We start from the raw sequence: 18,458 nt of genomic DNA on the forward strand, positions 1-18,458 counted from the left end.
TTATTTTATAAAATGAACAGGTTTGAGACTAAGATATTCAATAAAATCAGTCAATTAGTTACTTTTTGGTAACTAGGGGTATGCAGTCAATGAATAAAAGAAATTGGATCGCTTATTATAATTCTACGAAACAAAACACTCTACCCAGAAAGTCTTTGTTAAAGGCAATTGCAAATTTTGATAAAGAAAAGGTCAGTATATCTAAATTGGCAATAGATTTGGGATGTGGTGCCGGTATGGATGTTATGGAACTTTTGCGTGGCGGTTGGTCTGTCATTGCTATTGATTCGCAATTGGCCGCTATAGACAGCTTGTTTTCTTCGGTTCAGGAGTTAACATGGGTTAATCATCTAAAAACAGTAGTATCTTCATTTGAGACATTGAATTCTCTTCCTGAAGTAAACTTAATTAACGCCAGTTTTAGTCTCCCTTTTCTTAAACCAGTTTATTTCTATAAATTCTGGAACGTTATTTTAAGAGGGCTTGAGCCAGATGGTCGATTTTCTGGTTCATTTTTTGGTTTTAATGATTCCTGGAATACCAGAACTGATATGACTTTTTTAAATCGGGAAATGATTTGCCATTTGTTTACCCAATTCAAAATAGAGTATTTTCAAGAAGAAGAAAAGGATGAAATGGATGCTTTGGGTTATTATAAACATTGGCATAAATTTTATATTGTAGCTAAAAAAAACGCATGATGGCGCAATCATAGAATCATCTAATTGAGGTTAGAAAATTGAATCGTATTCTCATGAGCTGAAAGTTTTATAAAAGATAGGCATGCAAGGATAACATGAAACACCAAATAGTAAATTTGGTGTTTCATGATGGATTAGTAGGTAGGATAAAAAATTTTAAAGGGCATTTTTAGGGGCGTCTATGCCGGCTTCTTCAATACGACTCTCTGGAACTTTTCTTAAAGGAGGTATTTCTCCACCGGTCATAAAGAAAAGACTAATAGAATCTTTTAAATTTTGCTGATCATAAGTTTCTTTTGAATTATATTGATTTTTAATGATTAAAAGCTGGTTTTTAAGTCTACCAAAAAGGACAGTGATGATTGAGTCATCAAGCCCCTCTCCAGCAACAGTTGAATAAACCGATTCCAGCAATTGCATGTAATCGTACTTTACTATACCACCTAAGCGATTGATTAATTGTGATTTCCTTGCTTGTTCTCCGAAGCGATTACCTTCAGCATCACATTTAGAAGAAACAGCTTCCAAACCACCCATTAATTTAATGATTTCACAGGTATTTTTAATTTTATCTTCAGTCAGGTATTTGATATTGGTGCTATTCACCAGCAGGAAATGCGGTGCTCGCTCTGAAATGGAGGCATTGTGCTGCACTAAATATTTGAATAATTGAAGATCCTGATTTTTACAAGCCAATTCAATTGGTGTTTCTTTGTGATGGTTGATAGGATAATTAAAATCAACATGATGCTCAACCAAAATATCAAGCATTTTGTAGTCAATGTGCTTTTTATTTAATACTCTAGCCAGGGGTGAATCATAAGTTGGGGGAACGTACTGATTTACAAGCTCAGGATCTTTATCCAGTATTGTATTGACAGTTTCATAATGACCTTCAGACACTGCCTTCATTAATTCACGCAATTCGGCTGATGCTATTTTCATTTCTCTTGTACCCATAGTAATCACCTGTTTAAAACTAAAGACATAGTGTTGTAATAGTAAAATTGCTGGCATCTTAGCATAACATCTGTATAAATGACAATATTTTTGTTCATTTATTTTACTTATATACTGGTTGTTTTGATCAATTTTTCTTTTGATTTAAATTAATAACACATTTTTTTAAATTTGAACAATACGTTTAATATTTTCTTAATCTTTGTGTTTTATCATACCCGCTGTGAAATATAAGTTGTCAAATATGACAATGTTTAGAGGTAGAGGGTTATATGCAAAACTTAGATGAGATTCTAAAGAAACTGGGAGAAGATCTGAAAAAGACGTCGAAGGAAACGACTGAGAAGCTAAGTGTTTTATCAAAGAAAGTTGCTGAAGATGTGGTTAAGGTATCTAATGAAACGGTTCAAAAAATTAACGAAGTAACCAAAAAATTCACCGTAGATACTACAGTCAGCACTATTGAGGCCCAAAAAGTTTTAGATGACTTTATGAAAAACATGCGTTTTTCTCGATTTAAACGGCTTTGTCAAGCAATTGAGGAAGCGCCTAAATCCAAGCACATATTATTAAAGTCTCTCTTCTTAAAAGGACTGTTGACCCATAATAAACCTTTACTCGAAGAAGTTATACGACAAGTTGGATTAATACCTTATTCAACTGATTTGGAGATGCTTGGTGCTTTTAGTAAGGATAAAGTACATCCACTCTCACCTGAGCTTTTGGAATTTGTACAAGAGATGCTTGCCAATCAAAGCGAGAAGGTATTGCTCACTATTCTGATGAATGCTTTTCAGTCTATTCCTGAGCTGTCTCTTGATAGCAAGACCGGGACTTTAAGCATGAAAACCAAAAAAGCCTTACTGCCTCTTTTAATTGAAAAAGTGGATACCTCAATTGCAAAATCCATTATGTCGCAATTAACCGATATCTCATTTGATTCTGTATTACCCGCATTTCGTCCGTCGATTGGTGATCCCAGCTATAAGAAAACGAACATAAACTTAAGTAAATACTTATCTCTTGTTGGTGATAAAACAGATGTTTCAGAGTTTTTAATATTAACCATTGGTCTTTTTTCCTCCTTAAAAATTGGAGATAAGGGGTTTCTGCAAGAATTATCGGCTGATTATTTATTTGTTCGATATGATGACTGCTTGCATAAAATAATGGAAAAATTAAAGAAAAAGGAAGTAATAGAAAAATTAGGAAAAAATGAAGTTCAAAAAATCATGGAAGCATCTGGAAACCTTAAGCCTTTTGATCCCAGGAGGAATGACCCAAGGCGATTTTTTGAAACCCGTCTTGCTCAGTATATTAATGGGCTTTCCCACTCTGAAGAAACCCTTGAAATTGATTTGACAGAAGAGGGTATAGAGCCCGAAGATGAGGAGTTAAGGGATAGCACGCTGAAGGCATGTAATAAAATTCTGCAATTCTTTTTAGGTGATTGCGGACGAGTTGATACTCCACGAGAGATGGAACAAAAAATTTGTATCTTTGCCAATGGTTATAAGGATACCTCTAAATTTACCAAGAAAGAAGTTGAGTTTATTACCGGTGTATTACATCATGCTGAAGCGCATAAAGGACGCGATCGGGTTGAACGGGACAAATTGACGGGTATTAAAGAAAGAAAATTTGAGACTGATTCAGAAAAAGTCGGTTCGGATGTATGGAATTGTGGTGGCGGAGTCATGAGAGGCTGTTCTCCTGTCTTTTATGACGCTCAACGCGAACCCATGCGTAATATGCTGGTAGATTCATCAACTGTTGCACCTGATAATAAAGAGGGAAAACAATGGTTTTGGAACAATAACCGCCGGTATTCGTCTTACGTAGGGTCGATTTCCGGGCATACTTGCAATATTGTGGGTATGTTAGCCAAGTATATGGCAGAATATAAAGAAGATTCCGATTTGCAAAACGACATCAATCTTTTTCTTATCCAGGTCATAGGTGTTTATGCCAAGCGTGGTTTTCATGCGATGCTTGAGGTCATTGATGTTCTTCATGATCCTTTCGTACAGGGTATATTCAAAGAGTATGGTGTTAAAGTTAACCTTTATAGCTATTTTAAAGAAACCCCAGAGCTTGCTGGATTTCTACAGCATGCGATGAATGATACAACCACCTATACTCAGGCACTTGTGAATAAGGAGCATGTCAAGAGAGCGCTACAATCCCATTCACTCTTCAGCAAGAAAGTTGAAGAGAGTGGGGATAAGAAAAATGACCATACGCCAAAAGATGGAAATGTTTATGGGTGTTAGAGGATAACTTGAGAGCCCATTGCCTACTTGCCTCGGTTTGTCCGAGGCATCCAATCCAGGGAAATTTTGCATTAAGAATGAATCTTTTCAAATAAATCATCCCGAGCAAGATTGTTTTTTGCAATCAACAGGACTTACGAAAAACCCCAATCTCTTTGTTAAAAAATGTTTTTAATTCGGTCATTTAGTTTATCTAAACTCCCTCATTAACAACATTTTTTGCCCGACCTTGGAGTTTTCGTAAGTCCTGATCAAATGTAATTTCTATTATCCAAGCCAATTGTTTAAACGACAAGCGGCTTACCCATAGGCTACATGAATTTCACAACAGAACTGATAACTTATAATTCTTCATGCGTACTATGTTGATGTGTTTTGACAATCCTTAAGTCAATAAATTCGACTTTGGATGGGTGTGTTAACCACTATTAAAAATCGGCTTGTATATCTTGTTATCTGGTTATCTACTACTAGTGGGAGCAAATAGACTGTGAAAAGGAATATTCAAGAGTCTATGGTTGAAAATAACTTTATCCAGAAGTTTTGATACTGCTCCTAGCTGAAGTTCAAGTACAATAAAGATGATATTATTTATGTTTATCTGACAAATTATCCGAAGGGATTTATTTTATCATCTCTTGTTTCTAAGGTTTTATCCAAAGTGGTTTTCTCCAAAGTTGTCATGTCGTCTGATGCAGATTTCATTTTATGAAAAAAACCAAAACTGCTTTCCTTTGCTTCGCTAACCTCTTTTTTATCGTGAATGGTCACTTTTAGAGTATCGCCAAACTCTTCAGTAAACTCTGGTGAATTAACGTATTCAGCCAGTTTAAGTTTAAACATGGCGAGACAGGCTTTGAGCTCCTCTTCATTCCATTTTATGGCATGTTGGTTAATAGGGTGAGTTTTATTCTTTGCAATTAAATCAAACATCAAACCAGGCTCTGGTCCTCTTAGAGGAACACCGGCAATATATTCCATGTCTGGGGCGCCCCTGCCCCACATATGCAAATGAAGCATGCTGGGTTCTTCCTCACTTCCAATCAGTGTTACTCCGGTCTCTTTATCGAAAGACTGGGAGTTATTGCCAAGTTGAGAAAATTGTACAATAAGCCCTAATTTTTCATAAACTTGGGTCATGAGACTGGCAACGTCATTTAATCCTCGTTGTTCAGATACAGTGTAAGGACGGTTAAAAGCAGATGAAAGACTTGAATCGCCCTCATTCAGGTATCGAATAATGATACGATAACCTCTACAATCAGTAGGGTTAAGAATCACAGAGTAATGATATTTATTCCGGACAGTAATAACTGCGATTGAGGTGCCTGCCCGGGTATAATCAATTGACCAATGGTCAGAGGAGTATTCATGTTTTAAAAATTCTCTTTTTCCTTTCATTACAACCTCATTGTGATATACACTTTTTTTTGCCCAACATGTGCCTGATGTCAACGGGATAGAAAACAAAATTAAAATAAAGGCATTTATAAAAAAATTAAAACAACTATATCCCAGAAAGGGTTTTAATTCCAAAGTGCTACCAATTTTGCAGTTTGTCATTAATCAAGCAACTTTTAATTTGATAATAGTTTTCGAGATGATATTGTATTGTAAAATACTTAACTTAATATTAAGAAACTTAAATTTTATAAAGGGGAATAGTTGATACGTGCAGAATTTTTTTGGTTTTTTCAAACTCTTAATAATTCCTTAATTTGTATGTGATATCTTACTTAAGAGTTGTTAAAAGGGGATTTCGGATGGATATCCACAGTACCTACAAAATGTTAGCTAAAATGCAAGGGAACAAAGAGTTTAGCAATCATAAAATTGCTGAAACTGAACAAACTGAAGCGGATACTGTTCCACAGTTAAAACTTCAAGCTGAACCAGAAGCAAAACCTGATATGCAAAATATTTTATCTAATATGTTAGGGATATCATCTAATAAAAAACATTCTCCAATGGATTAAGTTCGGGTTACTAACATAGGATATCTATTTGTGGCTAACCCTTCGTATTTGCAATATTCAATTGCATAAAAATTAATCTTAATTTTAAGTTTCTTGAAAGTATCAACGTGCACAAGCTGTTTTTTAAGTATATACTTTTTTAAAAGGATGATTTTTTGAGGTTTAAAAATGGCAGGTGGATTTTCAGCAACGAGCCACTGGCGTGACTCTGCGAGAAGCGCTCGGTTTTTTGTGGTTGATGCGAGGGCGGCATTCCCAATATTTTTATTTCTAATGCACATAAGGGTATGGACAGGTGTTTTGGTCTTAGTTTCTGCAATTTTTTTTGGGATAATTGAACATTATGGATTCACTGTCCCGGTTTTTTTACGCTGGCTCAGAAGTTTTTTAGCTGGTTCAGTTAGATCTGCTAAACCCTGGTGGAGATAAATGGAACGAGATATTAGCAAGTGTATGGCAAAGATTGCAGCAAGCATGAATGCAAAATTTTACCTGAACGATAGATTTGTAAGTTTTGATGAAGTTTTTTCAGAAACAGGGTTGTTACCGGCCATTGCCAAGAGAGCGGATCAATTGTGTTCCTTGTGTTTAGGTTATGGCTTAGGAGCAACTTATGACGAGGCCGAAGGTGCATTATTAGGTATTAGAGTTGTTTTTGATGAAGTGACGCCAAATGTATTACGTTTGTTATGTATGACGGATGTTATGAATGAGCTTATTCAAGGGGGGCCAAGCCGTGATTATACTCCCCTGGATGAGTTAATGTATGATTAGTTGTTTGTAAAAAATTAGAAAGTTTTATCGGACCAAGATATATTGAAAGATATATTTTGATATATGTAAAGTAAGAGATTTAGCTCAGGAGTGGTAATAATGGGTAATAATACTGATGACAGTGCACGAAATCCATTTGGTTTTTATACGCCACCTCGTGTTAAAGAGATAGGTGAATCTGATGTAACTGATGCTACTCTTGGCAGTGTCTATAGTGAAATTATTTCACCGGTAAAAGATTGTATTCTAACTGTTGCAAAGGCTGTTAGTTTTAATCCCGGAGGGAAGGATAACACCGATGCAGTTGAGGTGTTAACAGAACTAAATACAAAGGTAGAGAGAGCCGCTTTAAATCAACCGGTTTTAATAACAAAGCCAGAAAGAATGTTTGGTGCTCCTGAACCTGAAAAATCGTCTGAGCAACCAAGCCATGAGGAACGTGGTTTCAAATTATCTTCTTGAAAGATTAATTTCATTTCAGTGATTTTTACAAATGCTGTTATACTTTCTTTATATTTGCCCTAATTCTTGGTTCCCATAAGAAGTATTGAAGTTATGAAAGATCAACTCTCGGATGAACAAAAAGAAACTATTTTAAAGGCCTTAAATGATGCTATTGAAAAAGGCCCATGGGATAAATCCAATTTCTTAAGGGTGATTGGCAAAAAGTTAATTGCAATTCGAGATCGTTTTTTAAAGCGGATAGGTGCTGCCAGTCAGGCTAAGTTAAAAGCAGAGTCTCATTTAGCAAATCGAATTGCCTTAAGAAGCGGTCAGCAGGAAATTTATGTTTCTTTATATTCCTCAGATGGAAGTAATATTCAGTCTTGGGAGAAAATAGTGGGAAGTTTGCCCCGACAAATGATTTCACGGCCTATTTATGCAGATGAAGAAGACATAAAAGCAATGTTAAAAACAAAAGAAAATAAACAGAATGAAGCCTATGTGGCAATTTATATCAGTCAATCTGATATCTTGCATTTATCCGCTGATAAGGCTCCGGTAGATAAATTAGGTAAACCGTTATTAACGCTTAAGGATAAATCTATCAGTTTGGAAAATATCAGTCGTTTTGTCCATGTGAGTGGTATATATCGATACTCTAATGGTCGTCTAATTAAAAATGGATAAACCGTTTCAGTTTTCTTGTAATGATTTCGAGTGTGTTAAAAATTTATTTCTACTCTAACTGTCCTGACGCTTTATTCAATCATCCTTGTATTCATATTTTGATATAGTACACGAAAATCTCGCAAAAATAGCTCCGAGCAGTATATACTTGATATATAGAATCTATTAACTAATTGTATATAGAGATGGCACAACAACAGCAGCAATCGGGTTCAGATAATTCCATGGCGCCAGTATGGATCGTCATACTGTTATTTATTACTGCTTATTTTATTTGGGCGCTGGCTCATCAGTACATTGTGAGTTTTGTATTTACTATCAATATCTGGCAAGCAAGATTAGTTAATTTGTTTTTAAACAATCAACTCTTGGCCAATCAAATTTATCTGATGCAAACCCTTGATCCTAACACTGTCAATTGGGATCAAATGGTGACTGTGATGCGTGCGGTCGGTGATTACATGCGTTACCCGGTTATTTGTATCCTGGTAGTGTTAGCCTTTGTTCTTTATAACTCAAATGTGACTCTAAAATATCGCAAAACCTACGATATGAAAAGCTTACGGGCTCAGGAACAATTCAATTGGCCTGCCATCATGCCTATAATTAAGGAGGATTTGGTCAGTCAAGATATCAATAAAGGGCCTTGGGCCATGGCTTTAACACCTATGGAATTTGCGCGAAAATATAATTTATTGAGAAAGGACGACGCATTATTGGATAATCCTGTGCCTGGCGAAGAGATGACAGCGGGGATTCGGCGTGGCGATGCCAAACGAGTATTTACCATGCAATTGGGCCCTTATTGGGATGGTTTTGAACGTTGCTCTCCCCAGGCTTACGCATTGTCTGCTGTATTTATGGCACGAATGAACAGAGACAGAGATGCAGCGAATAATATTCTTAAAGTGTTAGATAAAACATTTGTGGATGGGAAACCTGATTTTTCTGTCGCAAGACCCGTGATGAAAAAATACCAAAACTCAGAGCTGGTACAGGAAGTAGTAGCCAAGCATGCTTATGTGCTCACAGTGATTGCTTCTCTGCTGGAAGCAGCAAGAGAAGATGGCGTGGTTCCTAGCTCTGAGTTTCTATGGCTAAAACCTGTGGATAGACGTTTATGGTATATGCTGAATTGCGTAGGCAGGCAAACTCCATACTCTGAAGTTGCAGGTCCTTTCGCACATTGGAAAGCTGAAAAGGAAATGGGACGGCGTTCATTGGTTCCAATGATAGATGAAGCGATTAGAGCCTTGGAAATTGCAGTAAAAGAAGTGAAATTATCACCACGTCAAATGGAGGAGTTAGAGCCATGATGCGGGGTATTGATTCTCGTCATGAGTTAGATCCAACCCTTTTACTGAGGGATACACGTACTTTTACGCAACGGTTGGCAGATTTTTTTGCAGATCCAACAAATATTTCTATTGTTCTTATTTCTTTGGCAGCTGTTTCATATTATTTCTCTGAAGCAGCAACATTTTTGCTGATTATGGGGAGCATATTTTTTCTTTATAGCTATACCCGAAAGCAAAAGTTGCCTTTTCGATTGCCGCAAATTTCGCGCGCAAAGGATTATAACGATCTGAAACCAGGTATTAATAAACCGAATATAGCTCGAGGTATTACCTTTTTTGGTAATGACCGAAAAACTGGTGAGGAGCTTTGGTTCGCTAACGATGATATGCGTACCCATGCGTTAATTTTCGGTTCAACAGGTAGTGGTAAAACAGAAACTTTGGTTTCTTTGTCATATAATGCCCTGGTACAAGGGAGTGGGTTTATTTATGTTGATGGTAAAGGCGATAACTCCCTGTATGCTAAAGTGTTTTCTATGGTGAGGAGTATGGGACGTGAAGATGATTTGCTCTTAATCAACTTCATGACCGGAGCCCGTGATATTGTTGGCCCACAGGAAAAAAGACTTTCCAATACACTAAATCCATTCTGCCAAGGTTCTTCCAGCATGCTAACTCAGTTGGTAGTCAGTCTGATGGGGTCTTCAGGCCAATCCTCTGATGGTGATATGTGGAAGGGTCGAGCCATAGCTTTCGTAGAAGCATTAATGCGTTTATTGGTGTATATGCGTGATGAAGGCGCAATTCTCCTTGATGCGAATACTATTCGAAATTACTTTGATCTGCAAAGATTGGAATCTATTGTAATTGATAAAGTTTTTCCCAGAGATGATCAAGAAAGCGTCAATATTGAAACCATTCCAAAACTGGTAACGGATCCTTTAAGAAACTATTTAAATACCTTGCCGGGGTATAATAAAGAGAAAAAGGGGAAACAGGTATCACAAGTTTTGGAGCAACATGGTTTTATTACCATGCAGCTTGTACGAAGTTTCTCTTCTCTGGCAGATACTTATGGTCACATTATTCGTACCAATTTAGCAGAAGTCGATTTTAAAGATGTGGTACTCAATAGACGCATATTAGTGGTTTTATTACCTGCTCTGGAAAAATCACCGGATGAATTATCTAACCTTGGCAAGATTATTGTTTCGTCACTAAAAGCTATGATGGCGGCTGGTTTAGGTGAAGAAGTAGAAGGAGATTACCGTGATGTTATTCTCAGAAAACCCACGAATGCGCCGACTCCTTATATGTGTATTCTTGATGAGTATGGATATTACGCAGTGCAAGGTTTTGCTGTAGTACCTGCGCAAGCCCGTTCGCTAGGGTTTTCTGCTATTTTTGCTGGGCAAGATTTGCCTGCATTCCAAAAAGCATCTAAAGAAGAGGCAGCTTCCATCGGAGCAAATACAAACATTAAAATATGTATGAAACTGGAAGATCCCACCGAAACTTGGGATTTTTTCACTAAAACTGCTGGTGAAGCTTATGTTACAAAAGTGGATTCGTTTCAAACCAAAGAAACCAGCATAGCCAATAGTTATATGGATACTAAAAGCTCTTCTTTTGAAAAAAGAGCTAGAGTAGATCTCCTGGATTTAAAAGAACAAACTGAAGGTGAGGCGCATATATTTTTCAAATCCAAAATTGTTCGTGCTCGCATGTTTTATGCTAATCCTAAACCGGTTAAGCAATTAAAAATTAACCAATTTTTAAAAGTAGAACCACCACCAGATGATTATTTAATGAAGCTACAGAAACAATTAGCTTCTTTCCAGAGCATTCTTGAAAGTGGTGACTTGAGTATCAATAAGGCAGTAGAGAACGAAGAAATCACTCTCATTAGCAAGGCATTAAAAGAATCGACTATCGTGGAGCCTATTGAACGAGGCGTTGCCGCTTTAATTGCATTTCATGGCCAAAATGAACCTGAGCCTGTGGAAGACATTGTCGAAGAAGAAGTTGAGGGGGCATTAACTATTTTCAGCAAACTACGAATTGACCCTAATGCTCCTCCAATATTAGTTGCTGACAAAGAGGCTTTTTCTGAGCCATTATTACCTATTAATGAAACAAGAAATCAAATGATAACGATTGAGCGATTGGCAGGGGCTAAAGACAAATACGCTGGGACAGTAGCTAATGAATTAATCAAAGATTTTCAAATAGCGACTAGTTATCCTCCTGAAGAAAGGGATGTGATTGATGCTCAGGAACTTACTGGTATTATAAGAGATTTATCAGCTAATATTTCCGCAGAACGTGAGAAGGCCAATAAAAAGGCTGCGGAGGAGTTAACGTAAAGACTCAGCCGACAATTGGAGTTAGATTATGGTTTGTCTTGGGTACGAAGAGAGTTCTTATTTAAGTCACTCTAAGTTTTTTATAATCCGAGTAGTGATATTGTCTCTTTAAAATTTTGTTTATGACGTTAATGATCTGTATCGTTCCCTTTTGAGAGAGCTTTTGTATTCTGAATTTATAGGGTAATTATTCAGTATACTCATAGATTAATTTGGCATATATTGATTTGTCTTAATTAGTCAACCCCATCTTAAATAAATAAATTATTTAAAAAAATGGCAATTTTATTAAATTCATTGTAACGTAATGATTTGTATGTTTTTATTATCAAATGGAATGTTTGAGATAGTTAGACATAGATAACACAATTAGTCTATTTTCAAAGATGGGGATAACAGGTGAGATCACTTCGTACTAACTACATCTATGTATTGTTTAAAACAACTGGATTACTATTCTTATTATTGCTAAGTGCTTGTAATCGTTCTGGTTATGTCTCTGAGAATGAAGTACCCAAATTACCATGCCGTGTTGATGGTGCATGCGATGCGACAATAATCAAAATGATGACTGATTTAAATAAAAAAGGGATTAAAGTTGCATCAGTAGGCCAAAATTATTTAATAAGCATTCCTGCAAGCGCTCTGTTTGCGGATCAATCTCCTCGGTTACATTGGGCTTCTTATAGCCTTTTAAATGAGATCGCGACGTTTCTTAAACAATTTCGCAAAATTGCAATAACGGTAACTAGTTACAGTAGTAAATATGTGTCGGTAAAAAGAGAACGAGCATTGACATTGGCGAGATCAAGAGTTGTAAGTGAATATCTATGGTCTCAGGGAGTTGATAGCAGAATAATCTTTACACAAGGGTTAGGTAGTGATAAACCTATAACTAGTTATACACTTGGTGGTGATAGATCACCCAATGCCAGGGTGGAAATCACATTTAGGCGGGCTGTGGCATAATTGAGGTAAAAATGAGTCGAGAAACATGGGCTTTAATAAAACGAAATAAGAATTTTAATGTCCATATTTACAGACGCGGCTTAACACTCCTAATTCTTTCTCTTGGATTGAGTTGTGGGTTATCTGGGTTGATTTATTATGTTCATATACATGAACCTGAGCGAGATTTTTATGCAACCAGCGGCATAACACCTCCTATCCAGCTTAAGCCAATGCTGACTCCGAATATGTCATCTGAGGCATTGCTTCCGCCGGATCCACCAGATGAAGATTCACAAAGGATTATACCGCAATAATTTTTAGAGGATATTATGGCTGAAGATGCCTTAACTGTAGTTGCCTTAAGAAATAAGTTTTATAAAGATAGTCAACGCAAAGTCATATTGGCGTTATTGATTGCTATTGTGGTAAATGTGGTCTTGGCGTCACTTGTTGTCTATATGATTACTCATCCGCCCGCTCCAAAGTACTTTGCAACAAGTATTAACGGACGTATTACTCCTTTATTTCCTTTGGATGAACCAAACCAATCAGACTCAGCTGTACTACAGTGGGCTAATCAGGCAGCAATCGCGGCATTTACGTATAATTTCGTAAATTATCGCGATGAGTTACAGGCTTCTTCCGGCTTTTTTACGGCGGAAGGTTGGGATCAATTTTTAGCTGCATTAGAGCAATCCAATAACCTTGATGCGGTTAAAGCGAAAAAACTCGTTGTGTCGGCGGTAGCAACTCGAGCTCCGATCATTTTGCAAAAAGGAGTGCTCAATGGCAGGTATTCATGGAGAGTACAAATGCCAATATTAGTTACCTATCAGAGTGCGAGTGAATTTACACAACAAAATAACGTAGTAACGATGCTGATAACTAGAGTTTCAACGTTGAATTCACCTAGAGGAATAGGTATTTCACAATTTGTTGTTGGACCTGCCAGCGGTGGGGTATCCTAGTGATGAAGAAATATTATCAATTATGTAAATATTGTTTAGTGATTGGTTTGACATTCAGTATGTCATACAGTGCCTATGCGGCTGATCAATCAGATGATGCTCAGCAAGCGTTGCAGCAACTACGTATGCTACAGCAGAAATTATCACAAAACCCTTCTCCTGATGCACAGGTAGGAATCGGTGATGGAGGTGATAATGCAGCTTCTGATTCAACACAACAGTCTAATCAGTCTGGGCAGACTAATGTTCCTGCGGCAAATCAAACAGCAAATGCGGGTGGTGAGGGTCAGATAATTAGTCAAGATGATGCCGAGGTTATTGATAAAAAGGCTTTTAAGGATATGACACGTAATTTGTATCCGTTAAATCCTGAGCAAGTGGTCAGATTAAAACAAATCTATGAAACTTCTGAGTATGCCAAAGCTGCAACGCCAGGCACTCCACCTAAACCTACAGCGACATCACAATTTGTTAATTTGTCTCCAGGTTCAACACCACCAGTAATAAGATTATCACAAGGTTTTGTGTCTTCTTTAGTATTCCTGGATTCAACAGGAGCTCCCTGGCCTATTGCTGCATATGATTTGGGCGACCCCTCTTCATTTAATATTCAATGGGATAAAACCAGTAATACTTTAATGATTCAAGCTACTAAACTATATAACTATGGTAATTTGGCAGTAAGGTTAAGAGGATTAAATACTCCTGTAATGCTTACTCTTATACCCGGACAGAAAGCAGTGGATTATCGAGTGGATTTGCGAGTTCAAGGTTATGGCCCTAACGCTAAAAGTATGCCAACTGAAGAAGGCATTCCCCCATCAGCCAATGATTTACTTCTTCATGTGTTAGAGGGAGTTCCTCCGCCGGGAAGTAGGCGTCTGGTGGTTAGTGGCGGAGATGCTCGAGCCTGGCTATCTAATGAAAAAATGTATGTCAGAACGAATCTCACTATATTGTCGCCGGGCTGGTTAGCCAGCATGACTAGCGCAGATGGAACGCATGCCTACGAAATGCAAAAGTCTCCGGTTTTATTAGTGTCTTGGCATGGAAAAGTCATGCAACTCAAGGTAGAAGGGTTATAAGCAAATGGCGAGCAAAAAAGAAAATCTAAAGTCACTGTTTTCCAATACTCGGACTCGAGTAATTATCATTTTTACAGCAGCTTTATTAATCATTGCAGTAGTAATAGGTTTTTTTAAAATAAGAGGTGCTACTACCGGTTCTATTGCTACAGCTGAAGTTTCTACTGTGCCGGGAGGAATTCAATCTATTCCAGGGGTTTTAGATCCAACCGCTCAATATGCGAAATTGCAAGAAGAACAAAATGTAACCCAAGCACAAATTGCTGAAAAAACAGGTGGGAGTGCTATTCCAACAATTATCCGTACTCAAGCATTGGGGGAAGGAGTTGGTGTTATTGGCTCTCAAAGTGGAGTAGGTTTTGCTGCTTTGGCACAAGAAGAGTTAGGTGGTCCTCAACGAAGTTTATGGATACAAGAGTTACAAGATGGCAGTTGTAGCAAATCTGTGATTACAAAAGTTGTGAATCAGGGAGCCCAATTAACTGATTTGAAAGCTGCTTGTAGCTGTGTTCAGTTAAAAGATAGTGGGTACGGTTTGCAGGAATTAGAGCAAGTTTGTGAGTGTAAAGAGTTAAAAGCAGCTGGTTATAATGCAAGGCAGCTGAAGGAGGCAGGTTATAGTGCAGGTCGACTAAGAAATTGTGGATTTGATGCTTGTGAATTACGTAATGCGGGCTTTACAGCACAAGAAATGAAGGATGGAGGTTTTTCTGATGGAGAATTAAAAGGAGCCGGGTTCTCTGATGCTGAAATTGCAAAAGCAAGTGGCTTACCAGATGGTATAACTGCAGATGATGTGCGCAAAGCAGGATGTGGAGCTGCTGCATTGGCCAAATTACGTCAGGCAGGGGTTAGCGCGTCTGCGATTAGAAAAATAAGCGGTTGTACCGCTGAGCAGTTGAAAGCAGCAGGTTATACCGCTAAAGAGTTAAAAGATGCGGGTTTCAGCGCCGCAGACTTAAGACGAGCGGGTTTTTCTGCTGCAGAATTAAAAGATGCTGGATTTACTGCAAGAGATTTGTTAAACGCGGGATTTACACCGACTGATCTTGCAAAAGCAGGGTTTTCTGATGCTCAAATCAAAGCTGCTCAGGCAGAGCTTCCGCCTGGGATTACTCCGCAAGATGTGAAAAATGCTGGTTGTGATGTGGAGGCCTTGAAAAAGGAAAGGGAAGCAGGGGTTAGTGCTGCTTTAATCAGGCAATACGCAGGATGTAGCGCACAGGCTCTCAAAGCTGCCGGATTCACTGATGCCGATTTGGCAAACGCAGGATTTACTCCAGCTCAAATCAGCGCTGCAACTCCTTTGAGTGATGCGGAAATAAAGGCGGCTGGCTGCGATCCTGATAAACTGAAAAAATTATTTTCAGCAGGCGTATCTGCGAAACGCATCAAAGAACTCAATGGTTGCAGTGCAGAAGCTTTAAAAGCTGCAGGGTATGATGCGCAGTCCTTACTTGCTGCAGGATTTACCCCTCAAGAATTGCTTGCAGCAGGATTTACTCCAAAGCAGTTGGAAGATGCTGGATTAAATCCTGCATCCATTATTGCAGACGGGCGTGTTGCAGATTGCAGCGTAGAGTCATTAAAAAAAGCGAGGGCAGCTGGTGTCAGTGCTTTGACAATAAAGCAAACATTAGGATGTTCTGCTGCGGCATTGAAAGCAGCTGGTTATACTGCAAAAGAGCTGAAAGACGCCGGGTTTACTGCAGCTGAATTAAAGGCAGCGGGTTTTAGCGCGAAAGACTTAAAAGATGCCGGTTTCACCGCAAAGGAATTGCGTGATGCAGGTTTCTCCGCCCAGGAATTGAAAGATGTGGGTTTTAGTGCAAAAGATCTAAAAGACGCAGGTTTTTCTGCTGCGGAATTAAAAGCGGCTGGATTCACTGCTGCTCAGCTAAAGGCCGCTGGGTTTTCTGCAAAAGATCTAAAAGATGCTGGTTTTTCTGCAGCGGAATTGAAAGCAGCCGGATTTAGCGCAAAAGAATTGAAAGATGCTGGTTTTAGCGCCTCGGATTTGAAAAATGCCGGATTTAGCGCAAAAGAATTGAAAGATGCCGGTTTTAGTGCCTCGGATTTGAAAAACGCAGGATTTAGTGCCTCAGAATTAAAGGATGCTGGGTATTCTGCTGATGAGCTAAGAAAAGCAGGATATACCTCAGCTGAACTGAGAAATGCTGGATTTTCTCCACAAGAGTCAGCTGTTGCAGGATTACAAGGCCCTGATTTACAACAACTCGACTCAAGTATTACAGGAATTCCTTCAATTCCTGGTGCTACTCCAAGACCCACAACCAGTGATGCGGCTTCTAGTGCTGAACAACTTCAGGCCATTTTGCAAAAGCAGAATGAACAATTGGCTGAACAAAAATATCAGCAAGAAATTCAACAAAGAACTTCTGACATGCTTACGGCAGCGACTCAGCTGGTTCAAGACTGGAAGAAAGTTGAAACCCAGGTGTATACAGAAGGTACGGAGGAAACAAAAACATCTGGTGGTGAAAGCGCAGTTCCAGGAACAGGCACAGGCGCTAATAATCAGCCAGTAGATCAAGGCGCAAATAGTGCTCAGAATCAGGCAATTATCAAAACGGGTGATATTATGTTTGCAGTTCTGGATACTTCTGTGAATAGTGATGAACCGGGTCCAATATTGGCAACTATTGTTACTGGTAAGCTAAAAGGCTCAAAATTAATAGGAAGCTTCAACTTACCGTCTAATGCGGACAAAATGGTGATTACCTTTAATACAATGTCAATTCCAGGAGCAGAAAAGACTATATCCATCTCCGCTTACGCAATTGACCCAAATACGGCAAGAACGGCCCTATCCAGCAGAACCAATCATCATTATTTAATGCGATATGGTTCTTTGTTTGCTTCATCTTTCTTACAAGGATTTGGAAATGCATTCCAGTCAGCAAATACAACAATCACCATTGGGGGTACTGGTGGTGGCAATAATATTACCGTGGCCAATGGCGTTGGTCGCTCAACTTTGGAAAATGCGGTTATAGGATTGGCTACCGTTGGAAAGGCATGGAGTCAACAGGCGCAACAATTGTTTAATACACCAACAACTGTGGAAGTTTATTCAGGTACAGGTTTGGGTATTTTATTTACCCAGGATGTTACAACAATTTAATTTGATGGCGGATAATGATGGCAGAGCACGATCAAAATAATGATGAATATAAATTTGCAGAACTTGATTCATACGATATGGATCAGGCCGGTGAATCGGATCTCGATTCAGAAGCTTCGTTTCAATCTGGAAAAGAGGGATTAACAAAGAAAAAAGATATTAAGAGAAACGCTCTTATTGCTATTGGGGCAGTTGTTTTTATAATGGTTATGTATAAACTAATTGGTTGGATGTTTTTCTCAGATAAATCCAGCCAAGTCACCTCAAAGCCGGCTATTCCTCCGGTGACACAGGTAGCAACACCACAGCCTGTACAAATAATACCAACAACTACTCCCATACAACAAGTTCAACCGACAACTATTATTGAAGAGGACTCCGATCTAAAGAAGAAAGTTTCAGCAATAGAAATAGCACAACAGAGTCTTCGTTCGGAAGTCAATGCACTTGGTGAACAAATCAATGCAGTAAATAATAATATCAAAAATTTAAATGCTCAAATTGTAAATCTGAATCAAATTATTGGTAATATGTCAAATCAAATAGCTAGACAATCAGAAGTTATTAATGTCTTAATGGCACGTACAACACCCAAGAAAGTTGTAAAAGTGTCTCGGTCAGCAGTTCCAGCAAGAATTATTTATTACATACAAGCAGTAATTCCAGGTCGGGCTTGGCTAATTGGCTCAAATGGTTCTACACTTACAGTTAGAGAGGGATCAAAAATTCCCGGATATGGAATAGTTAAATTAATTGATTCTTTGCAAGGTCGTATTTTAACAAGTTCTGGACAAGTGATTAAGTTTAGTCAAGAAGATAGTTGAGGCGTA

17 protein-coding genes are annotated in these 18,458 nt (G+C 38.2%); 15 read left to right on the top strand and 2 right to left on the bottom strand.

What is annotated here, in order from left to right:
• The first annotated feature begins 89 nt into the window (after positions 1-89).
• Positions 90-701 carry a class I SAM-dependent methyltransferase gene (locus tag OQJ02_RS02220; protein ID WP_265717681.1) on the top strand — a complete coding sequence of 204 codons (612 nt, stop codon included), beginning with the start codon at positions 90-92 and terminating at the stop codon, positions 699-701.
• A gap of 156 nt (positions 702-857) precedes the next feature.
• On the opposite strand, the gene ankJ is transcribed toward OQJ02_RS02220, so the two are convergent.
• Complete coding sequence (ankJ, locus tag OQJ02_RS02225; protein WP_265719785.1) at positions 858-1,670, bottom strand: Dot/Icm T4SS effector AnkJ/LegA11; 813 nt, start codon at positions 1,668-1,670, stop codon at positions 858-860.
• 263 nt (positions 1,671-1,933) lie between these two features.
• Between ankJ and ceg14 the strand changes: the two genes are divergently transcribed.
• Entirely contained in the window at positions 1,934-3,934 is a 2,001-nt protein-coding gene (ceg14, locus tag OQJ02_RS02230) for a Dot/Icm T4SS effector Ceg14/sidL (RefSeq protein ID WP_265717682.1), read from the top strand.
• A 609-nt stretch (positions 3,935-4,543) separates the two neighbouring features.
• On the opposite strand, the gene OQJ02_RS02235 is transcribed toward ceg14, so the two are convergent.
• The gene (locus OQJ02_RS02235) at positions 4,544-5,335 is read right to left on the bottom strand and encodes a hypothetical protein (protein ID WP_265717683.1); all 792 of its coding nucleotides are present in this window, start codon (positions 5,333-5,335) and stop codon (positions 4,544-4,546) included.
• A 362-nt stretch (positions 5,336-5,697) separates the two neighbouring features.
• Here OQJ02_RS02235 and OQJ02_RS02240 point away from each other — a divergent pair, with 362 nt between their 5' ends.
• The 13 genes from OQJ02_RS02240 (at position 5,698) to icmG (ending at position 18,452) form a co-directional block, all read left to right on the top strand.
• Positions 5,698-5,910 carry a hypothetical protein gene (locus tag OQJ02_RS02240; RefSeq protein ID WP_265717684.1) on the top strand — a complete coding sequence of 71 codons (213 nt, stop codon included), beginning with the start codon at positions 5,698-5,700 and terminating at the stop codon, positions 5,908-5,910.
• Positions 5,911-6,078: 168 nt separating this feature from the next.
• The gene (icmT, locus tag OQJ02_RS02245; RefSeq protein ID WP_265717685.1) at positions 6,079-6,339 is read left to right on the top strand and encodes a type IVB secretion system protein IcmT; all 261 of its coding nucleotides are present in this window, start codon (positions 6,079-6,081) and stop codon (positions 6,337-6,339) included.
• A complete protein-coding gene (gene icmS, locus OQJ02_RS02250; protein ID WP_014843348.1) occupies positions 6,340-6,684 on the top strand; it encodes a type IVB secretion system protein IcmS in 345 nt (114 codons plus the stop codon).
• A gap of 99 nt (positions 6,685-6,783) precedes the next feature.
• Entirely contained in the window at positions 6,784-7,146 is a 363-nt protein-coding gene (locus OQJ02_RS02255) for a phosphoesterase (RefSeq protein ID WP_265717686.1), read from the top strand.
• Between the two features lie 93 nt (positions 7,147-7,239).
• Positions 7,240-7,815, top strand: a complete 576-nt coding sequence (icmQ, locus tag OQJ02_RS02260) for a Dot/Icm secretion system protein IcmQ (RefSeq protein ID WP_265717687.1) — start codon at positions 7,240-7,242, stop codon at positions 7,813-7,815.
• A gap of 185 nt (positions 7,816-8,000) precedes the next feature.
• Entirely contained in the window at positions 8,001-9,131 is a 1,131-nt protein-coding gene (gene icmP, locus OQJ02_RS02265; RefSeq protein WP_265717688.1) for a type IVB secretion system coupling complex protein DotM/IcmP, read from the top strand.
• A complete protein-coding gene (gene icmO, locus OQJ02_RS02270) occupies positions 9,128-11,479 on the top strand; it encodes a type IVB secretion system protein IcmO/DotL (RefSeq protein ID WP_265717689.1) in 2,352 nt (783 codons plus the stop codon). The genes icmP and icmO overlap by 4 nt, the downstream gene beginning before the upstream one ends.
• A gap of 399 nt (positions 11,480-11,878) precedes the next feature.
• A complete protein-coding gene (icmN, locus tag OQJ02_RS02275) occupies positions 11,879-12,448 on the top strand; it encodes a type IVB secretion system protein IcmN/DotK (RefSeq protein ID WP_265717690.1) in 570 nt (189 codons plus the stop codon).
• Positions 12,449-12,459: 11 nt separating this feature from the next.
• The gene (icmM, locus tag OQJ02_RS02280) at positions 12,460-12,744 is read left to right on the top strand and encodes a type IVB secretion system protein IcmM/DotJ (protein WP_027226416.1); all 285 of its coding nucleotides are present in this window, start codon (positions 12,460-12,462) and stop codon (positions 12,742-12,744) included.
• A 15-nt stretch (positions 12,745-12,759) separates the two neighbouring features.
• Positions 12,760-13,398 carry a type IVB secretion system apparatus protein IcmL/DotI gene (locus OQJ02_RS02285; protein WP_061485269.1) on the top strand — a complete coding sequence of 213 codons (639 nt, stop codon included), beginning with the start codon at positions 12,760-12,762 and terminating at the stop codon, positions 13,396-13,398.
• Positions 13,399-13,400: 2 nt separating this feature from the next.
• Positions 13,401-14,483 (top strand): type IVB secretion system protein IcmK/DotH, encoded by a 1,083-nt coding sequence (gene icmK / locus OQJ02_RS02290; RefSeq protein WP_265719786.1) that lies wholly within the window; start codon positions 13,401-13,403, stop codon positions 14,481-14,483.
• A 4-nt stretch (positions 14,484-14,487) separates the two neighbouring features.
• On the top strand, positions 14,488-17,628 hold the full coding sequence (gene dotG / locus OQJ02_RS02295; protein WP_265717691.1) for a type IVB secretion system protein DotG/IcmE: 3,141 nt from the start codon (positions 14,488-14,490) through the stop codon (positions 17,626-17,628).
• A 14-nt stretch (positions 17,629-17,642) separates the two neighbouring features.
• On the top strand, positions 17,643-18,452 hold the full coding sequence (gene icmG / locus OQJ02_RS02300; RefSeq protein ID WP_265717692.1) for a type IVB secretion system protein IcmG/DotF: 810 nt from the start codon (positions 17,643-17,645) through the stop codon (positions 18,450-18,452).
• The last annotated feature ends 6 nt before the right edge of the window (positions 18,453-18,458 follow it).

Origin of the sequence: Legionella sp. PATHC032, from assembly GCF_026191185.1 — a bacterium.
Taxonomy (GTDB): Bacteria; Pseudomonadota; Gammaproteobacteria; order Legionellales; family Legionellaceae; genus Legionella.